This is a genomic window from Niallia sp. WK069_GA_01, assembly GCF_983173855.1.
In genome coordinates, this window is the sequence record NZ_OZ470138.1 from 3,909,620 (window position 1) to 3,925,953 (window position 16,334).

Here is a 16,334-nt window from a genome sequence, read left to right on the forward strand (position 1 = left end):
AGTTTATTCCCCTATGAAAATACCTCCTCCTCTGTCCTTGAATCTAAATTGATTCTTGAGACAGGGGTGGGTATTTTTTTCATAGTCAATAACCCGCGATACCTAAAAGTGTATATCCTGCAAACAACCATCCAACAAATCAGCTACTGAAAATACACTAAATAATATGTTTCCTAGCAAATTGTTTCTCCAACACTTGAGTCTCTCTAAATTCTTTAGCTTCTGCCAACTTGGTAAATTCAATATGAGCACTATGATTTTGATGAACCAACCTCTTAATATCAGACAGGGTTACTCTAAAGAATTCCTTTCGCTCATTTATCCTATTTACTCGTCTATGATGAAAAGCTTTATGTAAGGAAGCTTCCAATGCTGGTGCATCTTCAGAAAAAATCATAGCGTGAACATCATAGTGAAAAGGTACAGAAGCTCCTCCAAGTTCCTTAATACGATCCATCGGTTCCAATCTTCTCGTCATCCCAATTTTATATACATCTTCTCCAAAACAACCTATATTAGAAACTACATATACATAACCTGCTCTTGTATTTTTAATTCTGTAATCCACTTTCTCCTTCTGTCTTTGTATTTCTTCCAATCTAGTTTTATACTTGTTTATCTCTTTATCACTTAATTGTGTTGAACGCTGTGAAATAACATTGAGCAAGTGTTGTTCTTCCTTTTTGATTATGCTTAATTCTTCTTCCAGCTCTTTCTGGGCTCTTTTTTCCTCTCTTATTAGTTCATTAATTCTTCTTTGTTCTTCTTTTTCTTCTTGTTTCCTCTCTTTATACTCATGAACTAAAAATAATTCTTCTAATTTTAATTGCAAATATTCATACGCGATAGAAAAGTAGTTGGCTTTATTCAAACTATTTATCATGTAAAAAGACGATCGAATCTTTTTTTCAGCACTCTCAACATTATAAAACTTAACCTTGCTAATAGAAGCATCACATTCAGAATTAAATGCCCTAATGGCTAATTTAATTTGTTGTTTAACCTTAGAACGGTCTAAACTTACTTCATGCTCTTCTAAAGCAATCAAATCATAATCAATTGCTCGGTTCTCTTTTACTAATTGCTTTTGTTTATCTGTAACTTTGTCTAAAAATTCCATGTATTCTTCGGAATTCCCCAAAGAAAATTTTTCTTCATAAAATCCAAATGATTGGAATAACACTTCATCTTCTAAAGTAATTTTTTCCTTTCGAAGGAATTTGATTTCTCGCTTTAAATGTTCTAGCTCATTTATGCGACCATTTAACTCATTTTCTCTATTTAATAGTTCTTGCTCTTTTTCTCTTATTCTTGGTATCATTTTAATTCTTTCGGTGAGTTTAATAATGCTTATTTCCCTCTGTTTTTTAGCAATTAGTACTTCTAAATGTTTAGCTTTTTTATCTATGAATTCTTTCTCTTGATTCAATTCTTCTTCTACTTCTTTTCTTCTTACGGAAAGATTAAATTCCATTAATCGTAATTCTTCTTCCTTTTCTTTTATTTTCGATACTAATTTAATGGATTGAGTTAAATCAATTAGACTTATCTCTTTTTGTTTATCTTTAGATAATTGTTCTAGTTTCCCACTTTTTTCATTTAGTCTTTTTTCCCAATTTGATAGTCTATCTTGTTCCTTCCGCAAACTTTCCTTATGTAATTTATTATATTTCTTCAATAAAATAATACCAATAATTAACGGAACGATTAAAAACCAAAAAATAAACATCAATATAATAAACCAGAGAGACATATACCATTTTTGATTCTCCATTATTAATCTCCTTATTTCCTAGTATTTTATTTCATTTTATCTTTTTGATCTTAAATTAGATATAACTCCTCGAAACTATATATAATATTTTTATTATGATTACCTCAAAAATAGCATACATGAAAAAAATACCACTTGAATAATCCCTCCTAATGGTTATGTTTCTTCCTGTTGGTAGATGAACTACCGAAACAAACTACAACTTAGGAGGAGCACATCATGAAATCAACAATTAAAAAACCTTCCAATAACATCCGTACAAATACCGAGAAAGCGATCAATCGGTTGAAACAAAGAGGGCTTGCATCATGAGTAAAATCCAAGTCCAAGACATCGATAAGCTACGACAAACAACTCAAACAGGATTTCTATCTCCTTTTCTTTTTAATAGCTTCCTAGACTACCAGCAACAAAGGAGAAATCGTAATGGTATCAAACAAAGATGACCTCTATTTCCCTGGGCAAAAAAAAGGCTGGATTCGTATCTTAATAAAAAGAGAGCAATCTCAAGGTCCAGTCCAAACAAAAGTTAATTTATTTGATGACGAACAAGACCGTTTCTTTACTATAAAGAAACGAAGAAATAAATCTGCTAAAAGGTCGATACAAGAAGACAATGTAGAACAGCTATGTTTTAACTTATTTAATGCTGTAATAGATTCAAGTATACAAATAGCCTCTCCCTGTCAATGCTGATAGGAGGAGGTGTTTTTTATGAGAAAACGAGTACAAATAAGAACTGCTGAAGGAAGCAATGACGCAACAAATGTGTGGATTAATCATCTAGTTAATCGAATTATTATCGAACAGCTACATTTACCATATCGGCTGCAAGCAAAGCTTCTATATGAAACAATGCCCAAAACAAAAGAAAAGAAATGAGGAATAATTATAGTACAAAAAAACTCCACGTATTTTTCCGACGAGTTAGTACTGCTGGCCAAGACATTATTACACAAGAAGCTGCAGATTTACCTTATCGTGAAAAATTGTTACCAGAAGAAGTATACATTGTAAATGAAAATGCCATTTCTGCTAATAAACTTTCTGTTAATCAACGTCCTGAAATGGAAAAGGTTATTTCATTAATAAAACAAGATAAAGTTCATACATTATATGCTTTTGATCGAACACGCCTTTTTCGTGATCATTATGAAGGAATGTGGTTTAGTGATATACGAATCAAGCATAGCGTTGAATTGGTATTTACTTCGGAAGGAAATGGCCACCTTCCCTCCACAGACGATATTTTCCTAGAAGGAATTCTTTCCATGTTTAGTGATATAGAAGGAAAAAATATTGCTCGTAGAAGTGAAGAAACTAGAAGACGTTATCCTCCAAGAAAATTAGGATATATATAAGAGCCAGAAACAAAAAAATACAGAAAAGATCCATTAAAACAGGAATTAATTACAGCATACTTTCAATCCTTAAAAGAAGTTGCTTCAACGGAACAACTAGCAGCACTTATTGAGGAATATCGAAAAAAACTAAAAACAAGAAATGAACGTCTTATTGACATAATAAAGGACCCTTTTTACGCAGCGTATGATTTGCACAAAGGCGAAGATAGACTTTCACATGTAGAACCTTACTTGCAACTAAATGAATATTTTAATTTTCAAGAAAGGCTTGGTTCACATCTAGAGGAATATAGAGAACAGATTGATCAACTAAATACTCAAAATATCTTTATACCCCGTTGTGGATATTGTCAAAAACCAATGAATTATTGGAAGGACAATTTAAATCAGTATGCCTTTTATAGTTGCTCTAACAAGCATCAAAAAGTAACGGTGCCATTTCAGGAATTTGTCCAAATCATTCAATTAACTCTAGAGGAAATTGTTACTAACCTAGATTCTAAGAAACTGCTTAATCATTCTATTACTAGATTGCGTCAAATAAAAAAAGAGTTCGAAATAAAATATACCAGCATTTCTCATCAATTAATGGAACTAACCGAACAATTACTCTTAAATACTGCCACTGCTAACGACTGGAAACGCTCTGATGAATATAAAAAGCTATCTCAATTAAAGGAAGAACAACATCTTCTTGTAAAAGAATTGGAAGAAAAGGAACAATTGCTCGAGGAAAACAAGGAAGTAGTGGATGCAGTTAATAAATATCTACACGATCGTTGTAAATTAGACCCATCACTTCTCTACTCCATGTTTATTAAAGACGTCTTCATTTACGAAGACTTTATTGATTTTGAAGTATGTAAATTTGATTACCTAGAAAACATGCAAAGCGATTTTATATATAAAGGGGAGCATTTAGCATGAATTTAGCTTTTGGTTATATCCGCAGATCATCTTATAAACAACAAGAAAATAATAGTCTAGAGCTGCAGAAGTCGCATATTAAAGAGTATGCTCAAAGAAATAACTTCACCGTTCCAGATGAATTTATGATAATCGAAGACGTAACAAGTGCATTTTCTAAACGTGCAAATCAACGAAAAGAACTGATGCGTTTAAAAAATATGATGATTGAAACAAAAGTGCCTCGAGTTATATTTTACGAAGAATCTCGTATGGATCGAACTGGCTATACATTTGTTTTAGATTTTTATCGCCCATTGCAGGCAATTTTTCCTGAAGTAGAAGTATATACAACAAATGAGACAGAACCTTTTAATCCAAACAATCCTAGAACTCAAATTGCATTATTACTTTTCCGTCAAGAATCAGAAATTAAATCGGAACGTGCAGTCGCAAGACTTTTAGCTGACTTGGGAGATGATGATATTATCCGGCCAGGTGCAAAAGTACCGTATGGATACAATCAAGTAAACAAAAAGCTTGTTCCAAATGAAAAAGGAGAAATCGTATCCTTTATCTACTTTCTTCAAAGCTGGGGAACTTCTATGGGAAAGATCGCATCCATTTTAAATAATGCTTCTATCCCTGCTCCTCAAGGTGGTATTTGGCGCTCTAGTACAGTAGAGAATATTCTTAAAAATCCTGTTTATACAGGGAAAGTTGTATGGACTATCCATAAAGGAAAAAGCAAGAAGCCACATGAATTAATTGATAGGCACGAGCCATTAATCGATACCTTTTTACTGCAATTAAATGAAAACAATATAAAACTGCAAAATGAATTTGGTAGGCTTGATACCCCTTTTCTTTTTTTAAATAAGCTTTCTTGCAGACATTGTCATGAAAAGCTTGTTACTCAAAACGGTTCTACAACTAGAAAAGGGAAAAAATACTTTTATCAGTATTATGTTTGTAAAAATTGCAACTACAAAATAGATATAAATGATGTACATGAAAAGCTACAAACTAGAATCCTTAATCACATTCACCAACTTTATAATAATGAAGAAACTCAATCAAACACAATGAGCTACCTTTTAAAGCTGGATCAATCTATAAAGGAAAATATAGTAAAAACAGAAGAACACATTGACAAAATAGCGTTTGCTAATGAACAGTCTGACAGAGAACTCCAAGAATTCATAGATACACTAAACAATAAATATATTGCCATTCTAAAAGATCTCATTAGGAGTCAACATACTGTTCAAGAACTAATGGAAGGTGTTGAATCTGGTTTGTTTTTTGAACGTTTTAAGCAAGTCCTACAACTACAGCTTGGGGATGCAGAAAAAAGACTAATGAATCTGTACTTCATTGATCAAATTCTCATCTCACCAGATAAACCCTTTCAAATAAATTATAGAAACAATGTTTTTGAAAGTTTTATACTGCCAACTTCAGGACAAAGTACCGAACACAAATAAACCTAGCTAGTTAAACTACCGAACAATTAACAACATCTAAATTACTAAAAAAAATAAATCTGTTCTTCCCCCTTGTTACAAGGGGTTTTCCTTAGCAGTTGTTCGGTAATTCATCTAAATTGGTATACCAATTTGGATAAAAAACAGAAAAACATTATTAGTATAGGCAAAGAACCGAAACTATAAACACAATAAGGGGAATTTAAATTATGAATAACTTTGAAGTTTTAACAGCACAAGATATCGCAAAAATACTAAAAGTCTCTCGCGCAACCGCTTATGAAATCATGGAACGAGATGATTTCCCAACAATACGAATTGGCAGAAACAAACGAGTAATGGCACACGAGTTTGCAACTTGGATTGAAAATCAAACAAATAAACAAACCGCTTAAGGAGGAATACACATCATGTCAGTCAGAAAAATAGATAACAATTGGACTTTTAGAATTGATGTAGGTAAACATCCTATTACAGGTAGTCGAAAGCAAGTATATCGTGGAGGTTTCCGGACTAAGAAGGAAGCTGAACTTGCAAAGGCTGAATTTATAGCTCAATTGAAAAAAGAAGGATATTTCCCTACTCAATCAGAACTAATGGAAGACTTCATAATTAAATGGCTTAATACAGTTTACAAGCATGAAGTACAACCAACAACATTTGAACGAGCAAAAAGTATTGTAGAAAATCATATACTTCCTGCCTTTACAAAAAAGGAAGTCAGTTCGATTAAAACCTATGACGTTCAACAATTTTTATCAAGCAAATCAAATGACGGTCTTTCACCTGCCACCGTCAAAATCATTCGCAATCTTCTTAGCAAGGCATTTCAAACAGCGATTGATTGGGAGTTAATCAATGGGAATCCAACAGAACGAGTAAAAGGGCCTTCTATCGTTAAAAAAGAAAAAGAAATATGGACATCAGAAGAAGCGAAAACATTCCTAGAAAGTTGTGATGAACTTCGGTGGACTGTTGCTTTTTCATTGGGTTTGCATACTGGAATGCGCCGCGGTGAAATCCTTGCACTTAAATGGGAAAATATTAATTTCGAGAAACAAACAGTAAAAATTAAAGAATCTCTTGCCTACACAAAAGAGCATGGACTTACTTTTAATACGCCCAAAACTTCTAACTCTTATCGCGAAGTCGTTCTACCTGCTAGCATTATAGAGTTGCTGAAACAACACAAATCCGAACAAAATATAATGAAACAGCGCATGGGTACCTCCTACCACCAGTTCAATCTGGTTGTTTCTACAGCGGATGGCAAACCTATACATCCACGCAATTTAGCGAGAACATTCGATAGATTAATTGAAAAAGCAGGCATTAAGAAAATATCAATACACGGCTTACGTCATACAAATGCAACACTCCTCATGAAACAAGGAATAAACCCTAAAATTGTTAGTGAGCGTCTTGGTCATGCTAATGTCGGCATTACGTTAGATATTTACTCTCATACCGATTTGGACATGCAAGTAGAATCTGCTGCTAAATTAGAAGAAATGCTAGGTTAGTATGCACCTAGCATTTTTCTACTCTTTTTCAACTAATAGCCCATTTTAATAATCGTCTATTTAAATTTGTAAAATAATTAGAAAAGTAAGTAGATCCTTTGATACATATGTTATAATATAGAAAAATTTAACAAAAGAGAGGGAGATTATCCTATTGAAGAAGCATACAAAGAAATTAATGATTTTCTTTCCAATTCTTGCTATCGTAATTATTGGTGCTATTTTTGATTACAAGTCAATAAATCAGGATAAAACTGAATCCAATACATATGAGGATAACAATACTTCTGATGATTCCATTCAAACGATTAACAATAACATAGAATCTGATTCACCTTATACAGAAGAAGAATTAGAGAATAATCCACCCTACACAGAAGAAGAACTAGAGAATGATTCAACTGCTCCTTCTACAAATCCTGATGACTATAATGCTGATGGTGAATACGTACCAGAGGATGGCCCCACTAATAATCCAGCAGATTATAACTCAGATGGGGAATACAAACCAGCAGAGGATATGACACAAGAAGAAATTGAACAAGAACTTATGGATATGTTAGATCAGTAGAAAAGATAAATCTCGTTTGTTAGGGCTATTTATCTGTCTTATCATTAATAGTATCCTTTAGTGTGTAATGTAGCTATGTCAGAACTGACGCTTTAGAAATGCTAGGCCTTTATTTGTTTGATAAGGTTGGTTTTGAGTAAAAAATCAGATTGAGGTGTTAGTCCTATGAATAATAAAATGATAAACCTATACGTCGATGATTTAAGAGACTGTCCGAACGGCTATACAATTGCAAGAAACATGGAAGAAGCAATACATTATTTTGAAAACTATAAAATTCATATTCTTTCCCTTGACCATGATTTAGGAGAAGATTCGGATGGAAACTTGTTGCCAACTGGATATGATTTGGTGAAATATATCTGTGAAAATGGGTTGCGTGCTGATAAAATCTACCTTCATACTGATAATGGAGTTGGAAGAGAAAATATGTTTCATACTCTTAAAGCAGCTCAAAGAAGAGGCTTTATAGATAATGATATTGAGATATATCATTACTCCATTACTCCAAATAAGTACTCTGGATAATGAATGAATTACACTAACGCTAAATGGCTATACTGTTTAACACACCCTACCTCCATCTCAAACTTGGAGGTTTTTACATGTCGATTAAAAAAGTTGGGAAGGTTTGGTCATTTCGTATTGAGGCTGGGATAGATGATCGGACAGGTAAACGAAAACAGGTTTATCGAAGCGGCTTTAAAACAAAACGCGAAGCTTTAGAAGAAATGAATAGGTTAAAAATAGAAATACAAAATGGAGAATACAGTGAGCCTTCGAAAACCTTATTTAAGGATTATATTCAAAATTGGCTGCACAACACCTATAAATATGAAGTACAAGTTTCTTCTTTTGAATTAGGTGAAATTCTCGTTAGGGTTCATCTCATTCCATATTTTAAGGATACTCCTCTAAAAAAGATCACATCATATGACATTGATCAATTGTATGCTCAAAAATTAAACGATGGATTAGCAAACGCTACCGTCAAAAGAATGCACCATCTTTTATCGAAAGCATTACAGAAAGCTGTTAAATGGGGCTTAATAAAAAATAATCCAGCAAAAGATTCCTCCCCTCCTTCCGTTCATAAAAAACGAAAACAAATTTGGACTGTTGAAGAGGCCAAAGCCTTCCTTAAAGTTTGTGAACAAGAAAACGAACTTATTCCTTTTCTCTTGGCTATTTTTACTGGAATGCGTCGAGGGGAAATTTTAGCACTCAGATGGCAGAATGTCGATTTAATCAACGGTATCATTCATGTTGAGGAATCATTATCTCGTTCCAAAGCGAAGGGTTTATACGTTAAAGAAGTGAAAACTTCACATTCTGAACGGGATGTATATTTATCAGCTACCGTACGGGAAGTATTGATTAAATATAAGCAGCAACAAAAAAAGAATGAACGGGACTTGGTCATTCCATCCAAAAATGGAACGTATCTTGAGCCAAGAAATCTTCTTCGCAAATTTAAAGCTCTAACGAAGAAAGCAAACGTTCCTGCCATTCCCTTTCACAATTTAAGACACACGCATGCCACCATTTTAATGCGGATGGGTGAAAATCCAAAGGTAGTTAGCGAACGATTGGGACATGCTCGAGTTGGAATTACGTTGGATATTTACTCCCATACAAATGAAGAAATGCAAAAAAATACAGCCGATCGGTTTGATGATCGCTTCTGGACTTAATGGACAATACAGAAGAAAAATGAAGTAACGGAACCCTTGCTACTGTAAGACAAATTAACCGTTTGGTGCAGCTTCTGTGCAGTCTTTGTGCAATGTATAAAAATACAGGGAAATTTGTTATTTACTGAAAATATAGAAAAAGCCCAAATCCCTTGATATGAAAGGATTTGAGCCTTCTTAATTTAATGACCTGTGAGGGACTTGAACCCACGACCTCTTCCCTGTCAAAGCAAGTGCTCTCCCGCTGAGCTAACACCGCATATTTATTATTCCAGCCAGTCCCTGTCAAGGACGTATTCTCCCGCTGAACTATCAGATCGTTATAGAGGAGGAATTGTGGTATTCTCTAATATACTTCCAATTATATTACAATATCATAGCATAAAAAGATTATCTTTTACTACCATAATAAATTGATCATACGTTTGTTAAACGGTTTTTTGATGTGTTCCCTCTTTTTATTCGATTTTCTAATAGTCTAGAGAGAAAAATCGTTTATTCTATTTTATCTAATCCGTGCTGCATCTATTGCGAATGATGCAAAAGAATCCACATATTTTTTTGCATCATTCAGATGAACAATAAGCCACATTTAATGCGAATTTGCTACTAAATTATTCGTCCAAATAGCATCTGGAATTTCACGTCGTAATACAGGTATCACTTCTTCTGAAAAGAGCTCGATTTATTCCTTTTGTTCTACTTCGCTTAATCGCTCCCATCACTAATTCATCCAATCATCGCTTTTTTATAGTAGCGCTTCCTTCAATGCCTCCAGATCCACTTTAAATACCGCCTGATAGGATGCTTCTTGCTCGCTGTCACTGATTTCTACGACTGGCACATATCGGATACCGTATTTCACTTCTAATACATCTCTTAATTTGTCATTTTCTGTTACATCAATAGTTGAATAATCTAGCTTGTTGTCCTTTAAAAAAGACTTTACTTCCTCACAATAGCTGCATCCAACTTTGCTCCAAACTACTACTTTTTTTGTTTGACTCATCTGATTTCTACTCCTTCTCTCTTATTTATTTCTGACTGTCTATTCGGTTGAAATGCTTCTTTTAATAGTTGAAAAGAATAAATTCTTGTTTCCATATCTTCAATAGGTGTCCAAGCCATAATTTCATCTAGGTCATACTCTTCAGATAGTTGAAGAATTCTTTTTCTGACACTTTCTTTTGTTCCTGCAATATAGCCTGCTTTTTGCGTTTTAATCTGATAATCTAACTCCCCACTTTCGCTTATTAATTTCTCGGCTTGTTCAAATGTGCCGACATTTAAGCTTTTCCCGTTCGATAAAGTCACTTTTACAATTTCTTTTTGTTTTATATAAGAAAGTGCCTCTTCTTCTCTATCTGAAACCGCAATGGCTGCTGCTAATATAAAGGAGGTTTCAGCATTCTTAGGTGAGAGCTTTTGAAATCTAGCTCTAGCCTTTTTTAAAACTTCTTCCTCTCCATTAATAAAGAAAGCAAATACAAAGGAAATTCCTAATTTTGCAGCAAGCTCTGCACTTTCAACACTTCCTCCCAGCAGATAAAGTTCTGGATTTACCGTTGGAATTGGTGTTGCCTTTAGCTCACTAGCAGAAAGATTATAATCAGTTGATAAAAAGTGTTTTACATCCTTAAGCTTTTCTTCAAAGCTTTTTTGTTTATCTGTTTTATCTTCTTGTAATGCTTTTGTTGAAAAATTTAATCCACCCGGTGCTTTTCCAACACCTAAATCAACTCTATTTGAAGCTAGTGAAGATAATACATTGAATATTTCTGCTACCTTATAAGGACTATAATGCTGCAGCATTATACCGCCTGATCCAATTTTTATTTTTTTCGTTTTTGCCAATAAATAGCCAATAAGTGCTTCTGGTGCAGACCCAGCAACCGTTTCACTGTTATGATGTTCTGCTACCCAAAATCGGTGATAACCTAATTCATCTGCTGCTTCTGCAAGCCGAACGGTGTTTAACAAACCTTGTTCTGCTTTTTCCTTTTCTCCCACAAGACTCTGATCTAGAATACTTAACTTAATCGTCATAATTTCACCTTCACTGATTGAATAAAATCATTTAATACCGCTTGTAAGCGATTTCGGGATGCTTCATCTAACTGGTAGTTGTTATCCTGAAGCTTCGTTACTTGTGTATCAATAATAAAAGCCCCTGAAAGAATATTTGCTGCTCCAAGATTAGAAAGGATTGGTTTCAATGCATAATCAATCACCAGTAAATGACCAAATGTTCCTCCTAACACTAAAGGTAAAACTGTTTTATCTTTTAAGCCTTTTTGCGGTAGAAGATCGATATACGTTTTTAGAATTCCTGTATAGGATGCTTTATAAACTGGTGTAAGAAAGATAACCCCATCGCTATCTTCAATCTTTTGATTTGCTTCCTTAATTTGCGGATCATGGAAATTCGCTGAAATTAACGCTTCACTTGGAAGCTGATGCACTTGAATGACATCGACTTCCACTTCATAATCTTTTACATATTTTTTTGCGTAATTTAATACGCCAGTTAACCTAGAATAAATGGAGTTTCCTCCTGATACGATTGTTATTTTTGTCAAAATTAAAGTCTCCTCTCATAATCCCTTCTAAACCACTTGGAATAGTTGTTAATATAGATTATAATAAAACAAATATTGGTATATGTATAATCAGTAAAATTAAAGTTGCACTTTAAGATTTCTAAATTTCTGCAAAAGAGGTGTTTTCTCATTGGAAATACGAGCAATTAGAACCTTTACCACCATCATTAAGTTAGGTAATTTTCAAAAGGCCGCTGAAGCGCTAAATTATTCACAACCCACCATCACTCTACATATTAAGCATTTAGAAGAAGAGATAGGTGAAAAATTATTAGACCGAGGCAAAACACTAAAAATGACAGAAGCTGGCCGCCTTTTTTACGAGCGAGCGAATGCTTTATTAAAAGAGTACGACCGATTAGACAAAACATTGGAAGATTTAGAAGGAGGCAACGCTGGCTTAATTCGTATCGGCATTTCTGAACCAACAGCAAGTTTAGAGTTTCCTCCTATCCTATCGCTTTTTGTAAAGCAGCATCCTAAAGTGGAGGTCTCTATCTTTGTGGCAGACGCCAATACATTAAGTACCATGCTTTATAGGGACGAGATAGATTTCGCCATTTGTGGAGCTCCTGAAGTTACGATGGAAAATGTTTATAAACCGTTATATTACGATGATATCGTTATGCTTGTATTTGATTCTCATCGATTAGCTGAAAAGAAAGAAATTGAACTAAAAGATTTAAAAGATGAAACCTTTCTTTTCACCCCTAATAATTGTCCGATACGCATAAAAATGGAACAATCCATTGTTGAAGCAATCGGAACAAATTATAAAAAACTAGAGATCAGCAGCAGCATGTCCCATAAGCATTATGTGCAAAAAGGATTAGGAATTTCCCTTTTTACTCGTACGGCTCATTCCTTTCCTATACAAGGAACAAAAATAGTAGAAATCAAGGATATGGAGGCGGCTCCTGTAATCGGACTTCTGAAAAGAAATCACAGCAGTTTCGGCAAAGCTTCTACCAGCCTGCTCCAAATTATCGAAAACTACTTTTCAGAAAAATCTGCTAAGAAAAAACAATTGTTATCTAGGCATTAAAAGATGTTTACGAGTCCTTTATAAATAAAAAAATCCATTCTCCTCCTATCATTTCATAAGAAGAGAATGGATTTTTTCAACCTATTCATATTTGTGGGATATAAGCAGAAGATAGAAACTGCCCATTTAATTCTTTTAATGCTTGCTGCGCTAAATCAGCAAAGAAATGACTCGCAGGTAATATTGCTTCTTCATTTAAATGATATTTCGGATGATGAAGCCCATATTCTCCCGCTACACCAATATTGACGAAAGCACCTCGAATTTTTTGCTGGTAAAAGGCAAAATCCTCCCCACCAGAAGTTGGTTCAGCATCGACTACTTTATAGCCATTCTGCTCAGCGATTTGTTTAGCAAAGAGAGTCCATTCTTTATCATTTTGAACTGATGGTGGACCTGGATGCCATTTTAACAGCGCTTTTCCTCCATAGCTTTGTGAGATGCCTTTTAAAACTCTTTCTATTTTTTGGGGAATTGCTTCTCGTATTTCTTCCTTAAAGGTGCGCACCGTTCCTTCTAAATAAACAGATTCTGGAATGACATTCCAAGTATTCCCACCGTGTATTTGTGTTACACTAATGACAACACTTTCACTAGATTTTATTTCTCTGCTTACTATTGTTTGTAATCTGGAAATAATTTCAGATGCTATAATAATAGGATCTATTCCTTCCTCTGGTCTGGCCGCATGAGCTCCTTTTCCTGTCACTTCTATTTCAAATCGATCCACTCCCGCTGTTAAAACACCCTCTTTCGCTGCCAAAACACCTAATTCTTTAAGCGGATCATTATGCAATCCAAAAATCGCCTGCACTTTTTCTAACCCTTTCGTAGCAAGGATAGATTTCGCCCCATGCCCTGTTTCTTCAGCAGGCTGAAAAAGTATTCGAACCGTTCCTTTTAAATCTGCCTGTCTTTTCTTTAATAAATAGGCGGTGCCTAATATGACCGTAGTATGAAAATCATGTCCACAAGCATGCATCACACCAGGAACCTTTGATGAAAATGGTATATCTGCTTGTTCATTAATGGGAAGGGCGTCAATATCTGCACGTATCGCTATAACAGGACCAGTGGAATCCCCACTTATCTCGCCAATTATTCCCGTTTTCAACGGAAGATCGAGAATAGCAATCCCCGCTTCTTCCAGCCAAAGTCTTATTTTTTGGGTCGTTTTTACTTCTTCATTCGATAATTCTGGTTCTTCATGTAGATTTCTCCTTATGTGGATTAATTTTCTCTCTAATTCACTTTCTTCTTTCGTAAAAATGTCCAGAATCATCTTATCCTACTCCTTATCTTATAATGTAGAGAAGTTATTGCTCTTGTTTTCGCAAACTTCGCTGCAGTCGAACAAGTAAGTTTATTTCCGTTTTAAAAGACCCAAGTTCCGCAGGGATTCGTTCAGTCTTCCAAGGCTCGTTGGTGCTATATGCCTTTAATTCTCTTCAACTTATTACGCTCTATCTATTGAATTTAAGCATTTCACCTGTACTTTTTTGAATAAAATGACTTTTTCAGCAAGGTTTTTATTTAATTGGTTGTTTCAGAAATTGATTTTTCTTATACGCTATCCCTAAATTTTCTCGAAGTGTTTCCCCTTCGTACGCTTTATTGTAATAGCCTCTCTCTTCTAAAATCGGAATAATATGTTCAATTAGATCAGATAGTCCGCTTCCAAGAATTGGAGCTCCAAAAATAAACCCATCTGCAGCTCCACCATCAATCCAAGTGATAAGTTGATTGGCAACCTGCTCATACGTTCCAAAAAAAGCCGATTTAGGGGTGGTAACCTGCAGAGCAACTTCGCGAAGACTTAAATTGTTTTTCTTTGCCAGTTTTTTTATTGAATCTGTTGTTGAACGAAAACTATTCTCGCCAAGTTCTCCAATATCCGGAAAAGGTTCATCTAGTGGGAATACACTAAAGTCAAAGTGATCAAAAAATCTGCCTAAGTAATTTAATGCTTCTTCAATCGAAACGAGATTTTGAATAGCTTTGTATTTTTCCTCTGCTTCTTCTAACGTTTTCCCAACAATAGGATGTATTCCTGGGAATATTTTTATTTCCTCTTTATTTCTGCCTAAGCGAGCGGCTCGATTTTTGACATCATCATAAAATGCTTTTGCCTTTTCAAAAGAATCAGCATTTGTGAATACTGCATCTGCCTCTTTTGCAGCAAGATTTCGTCCCGTGTCTGATGCTCCAGCTTGAAAAATTACCGGCTGCCCTTGTTTGGAACGTTCAATATTTAAAGGACCTTTTACAGAAAAATGACGTCCTTTATGATTTAATGTGTGAAGCTTATCTCGATCAAAAAACAGACCAGTTTCTCGATCTCTTATAAATGCGTCATCTTCCCATGAATCCCAAAGCCCTTTTACAACTTCTAAATACTCTTCGGCAATTTCGTAACGCAGACTGTGTTCAGGATGTTTCCCTTTATTAAAGTTCTCAGCTGAACCTTCCAACGGAGAAGTAACAACATTCCAACCGGCTCTTCCCCCACTGATTTTATCTAATGAAGCAAACTGCCGAGCAATAGTAAATGGCTCGCTGTATGATGTAGATACAGTACCAACTAACCCAATTTTTTCTGTTACAGAAGCGAGAGCTGAAAGAATAGTTATTGGTTCAAACCGATTTAAAAAATGTGGGATTGACTTCTCATTGATATAAAGACCATCTGCTACAAACGCAAAACGAAATCCAGCAGATTCAGCTTGTTTTGCAATTTCTTGATAATATTCAATGTTTACACTCGCATCAGCAGGGACGTCTGGATGCTTCCATGCATTCATATGCCCTCCTGGTCCATGAAGCATTACACCAAATTGAACTTCTTTTTTTATTGTCATATTCTTCCTCTCCTTCATCCTTTTAAGTTTTCATTTTATCCTTACATCAAATGCAATCATCTTAGAAGGATATATAAAAAAAAGCAGCCGTTTTATTAAACCGACTAAACAAGTTGGAATAGTTGGTTGTGTGTTTATAATATAACAACAAAGAATAAATGTATAATCAGAAAAATTAAAGAGAAACTTTACTATTTTTAATAAAACCAATCAGGCGTGTAGATTAACCAACAACTCTCTAAAAAAAGGGTTTTAAATTCTGGTGAACTGCCCCCACTATGGTAATGTTTTTCGTGCACTAGAGGACAGAATTTTGGTTTTTTGTCCTAATTCACACTTTATCGGACAAACTCTTCTCTTTTCGCTGTTGTTTTGGTCCTGATTGCCTCTTTATCGGACAAATGTTCCTCTTTCTCTTTGTATTTTGGTCCTGATTCACACTTTTTTTGAATCTAAAATGCTTAACTTTTCATGCTTCTATGAAATGTGGCTGAATACATCCTCTTGGTAGC

General features: G+C 34.6%; 17 protein-coding genes. 11 read left to right on the forward strand and 6 right to left on the reverse strand.

The genetic code is table 11. From position 1 onward, the window contains the following. Nucleotides 1–157 precede the first annotated feature (157 nt). Complete coding sequence (locus AC5LWL_RS18245) at nucleotides 158–1,774, reverse strand: SNIPE associated domain-containing protein (protein ID WP_493435634.1); 1,617 nt, start codon at nucleotides 1,772–1,774, stop codon at nucleotides 158–160. Between the two features lie 426 nt (nucleotides 1,775–2,200). Here AC5LWL_RS18245 and AC5LWL_RS18250 point away from each other — a divergent pair, with 426 nt between their 5' ends. From AC5LWL_RS18250 to AC5LWL_RS18295, 10 genes are all read left to right on the forward strand, one after another. Continuing rightward, a complete protein-coding gene (locus AC5LWL_RS18250; RefSeq protein WP_493435635.1) occupies nucleotides 2,201–2,470 on the forward strand; it encodes a hypothetical protein in 270 nt (89 codons plus the stop codon). Between the two features lie 18 nt (nucleotides 2,471–2,488). Further along, nucleotides 2,489–2,656, forward strand: a complete 168-nt coding sequence (locus AC5LWL_RS18255) for a hypothetical protein (RefSeq protein WP_493435636.1) — start codon at nucleotides 2,489–2,491, stop codon at nucleotides 2,654–2,656. Further along, on the forward strand, nucleotides 2,653–3,135 hold the full coding sequence (locus AC5LWL_RS18260; protein WP_493435637.1) for a recombinase family protein: 483 nt from the start codon (nucleotides 2,653–2,655) through the stop codon (nucleotides 3,133–3,135). The genes AC5LWL_RS18255 and AC5LWL_RS18260 overlap by 4 nt, the downstream gene beginning before the upstream one ends. A 234-nt stretch (nucleotides 3,136–3,369) precedes the next feature. Beyond that, nucleotides 3,370–4,065, forward strand: coding sequence for a recombinase zinc ribbon domain-containing protein (locus AC5LWL_RS18265; protein WP_493435638.1), 696 nt, complete (start codon nucleotides 3,370–3,372; stop codon nucleotides 4,063–4,065). Then, entirely contained in the window at nucleotides 4,062–5,531 is a 1,470-nt protein-coding gene (locus AC5LWL_RS18270) for a recombinase family protein (protein ID WP_493435639.1), read from the forward strand. Before AC5LWL_RS18265 ends, AC5LWL_RS18270 begins: the two co-directional genes overlap by 4 nt. Before the next feature lie 209 nt (nucleotides 5,532–5,740). Next, nucleotides 5,741–5,926, forward strand: a complete 186-nt coding sequence (locus tag AC5LWL_RS18275; RefSeq protein ID WP_493435640.1) for a helix-turn-helix domain-containing protein — start codon at nucleotides 5,741–5,743, stop codon at nucleotides 5,924–5,926. A 15-nt stretch (nucleotides 5,927–5,941) separates the two neighbouring features. Beyond that, entirely contained in the window at nucleotides 5,942–7,054 is a 1,113-nt protein-coding gene (locus AC5LWL_RS18280; protein ID WP_493435641.1) for a site-specific integrase, read from the forward strand. A gap of 154 nt (nucleotides 7,055–7,208) precedes the next feature. Continuing rightward, nucleotides 7,209–7,625, forward strand: a complete 417-nt coding sequence (locus AC5LWL_RS18285; RefSeq protein WP_493435642.1) for a hypothetical protein — start codon at nucleotides 7,209–7,211, stop codon at nucleotides 7,623–7,625. Between the two features lie 165 nt (nucleotides 7,626–7,790). Beyond that, nucleotides 7,791–8,153: a cyclic-phosphate processing receiver domain-containing protein gene (locus AC5LWL_RS18290; protein WP_493435643.1), complete on the forward strand. Its 363-nt coding sequence runs from the start codon at nucleotides 7,791–7,793 to the stop codon at nucleotides 8,151–8,153. A 77-nt stretch (nucleotides 8,154–8,230) separates the two neighbouring features. Then, entirely contained in the window at nucleotides 8,231–9,319 is a 1,089-nt protein-coding gene (locus AC5LWL_RS18295; RefSeq protein ID WP_493435644.1) for a site-specific integrase, read from the forward strand. Between the two features lie 748 nt (nucleotides 9,320–10,067). Here AC5LWL_RS18295 and AC5LWL_RS18300 read toward each other — a convergent pair. Genes AC5LWL_RS18300 through ssuE form a run of 3 tightly spaced genes read right to left on the reverse strand, consistent with a single transcriptional unit; the run spans nucleotide 10,068 to nucleotide 11,898 of the window. After that, nucleotides 10,068–10,328 carry a glutaredoxin family protein gene (locus AC5LWL_RS18300; protein ID WP_493435645.1) on the reverse strand — a complete coding sequence of 87 codons (261 nt, stop codon included), beginning with the start codon at nucleotides 10,326–10,328 and terminating at the stop codon, nucleotides 10,068–10,070. After that, complete coding sequence (locus AC5LWL_RS18305; protein WP_493435646.1) at nucleotides 10,325–11,365, reverse strand: LLM class flavin-dependent oxidoreductase; 1,041 nt, start codon at nucleotides 11,363–11,365, stop codon at nucleotides 10,325–10,327. The genes AC5LWL_RS18300 and AC5LWL_RS18305 overlap by 4 nt, the downstream gene beginning before the upstream one ends. Beyond that, on the reverse strand, nucleotides 11,362–11,898 hold the full coding sequence (gene ssuE, locus AC5LWL_RS18310; protein ID WP_493435647.1) for an NADPH-dependent FMN reductase: 537 nt from the start codon (nucleotides 11,896–11,898) through the stop codon (nucleotides 11,362–11,364). Before ssuE ends, AC5LWL_RS18305 begins: the two co-directional genes overlap by 4 nt. A 151-nt stretch (nucleotides 11,899–12,049) precedes the next feature. On the opposite strand from ssuE, the gene AC5LWL_RS18315 reads away from it, so the two are divergent. Continuing rightward, complete coding sequence (locus AC5LWL_RS18315; protein ID WP_493435648.1) at nucleotides 12,050–12,964, forward strand: LysR family transcriptional regulator; 915 nt, start codon at nucleotides 12,050–12,052, stop codon at nucleotides 12,962–12,964. A gap of 85 nt (nucleotides 12,965–13,049) precedes the next feature. Here the strand turns inward: AC5LWL_RS18315 and AC5LWL_RS18320 are convergent, their stop codons facing one another. Further along, nucleotides 13,050–14,246, reverse strand: coding sequence for an amidohydrolase (locus tag AC5LWL_RS18320; protein WP_493435649.1), 1,197 nt, complete (start codon nucleotides 14,244–14,246; stop codon nucleotides 13,050–13,052). Nucleotides 14,247–14,493: 247 nt separating this feature from the next. Beyond that, nucleotides 14,494–15,822, reverse strand: a complete 1,329-nt coding sequence (locus AC5LWL_RS18325) for an LLM class flavin-dependent oxidoreductase (RefSeq protein WP_493435650.1) — start codon at nucleotides 15,820–15,822, stop codon at nucleotides 14,494–14,496. Nucleotides 15,823–16,334 lie beyond the last annotated feature (512 nt).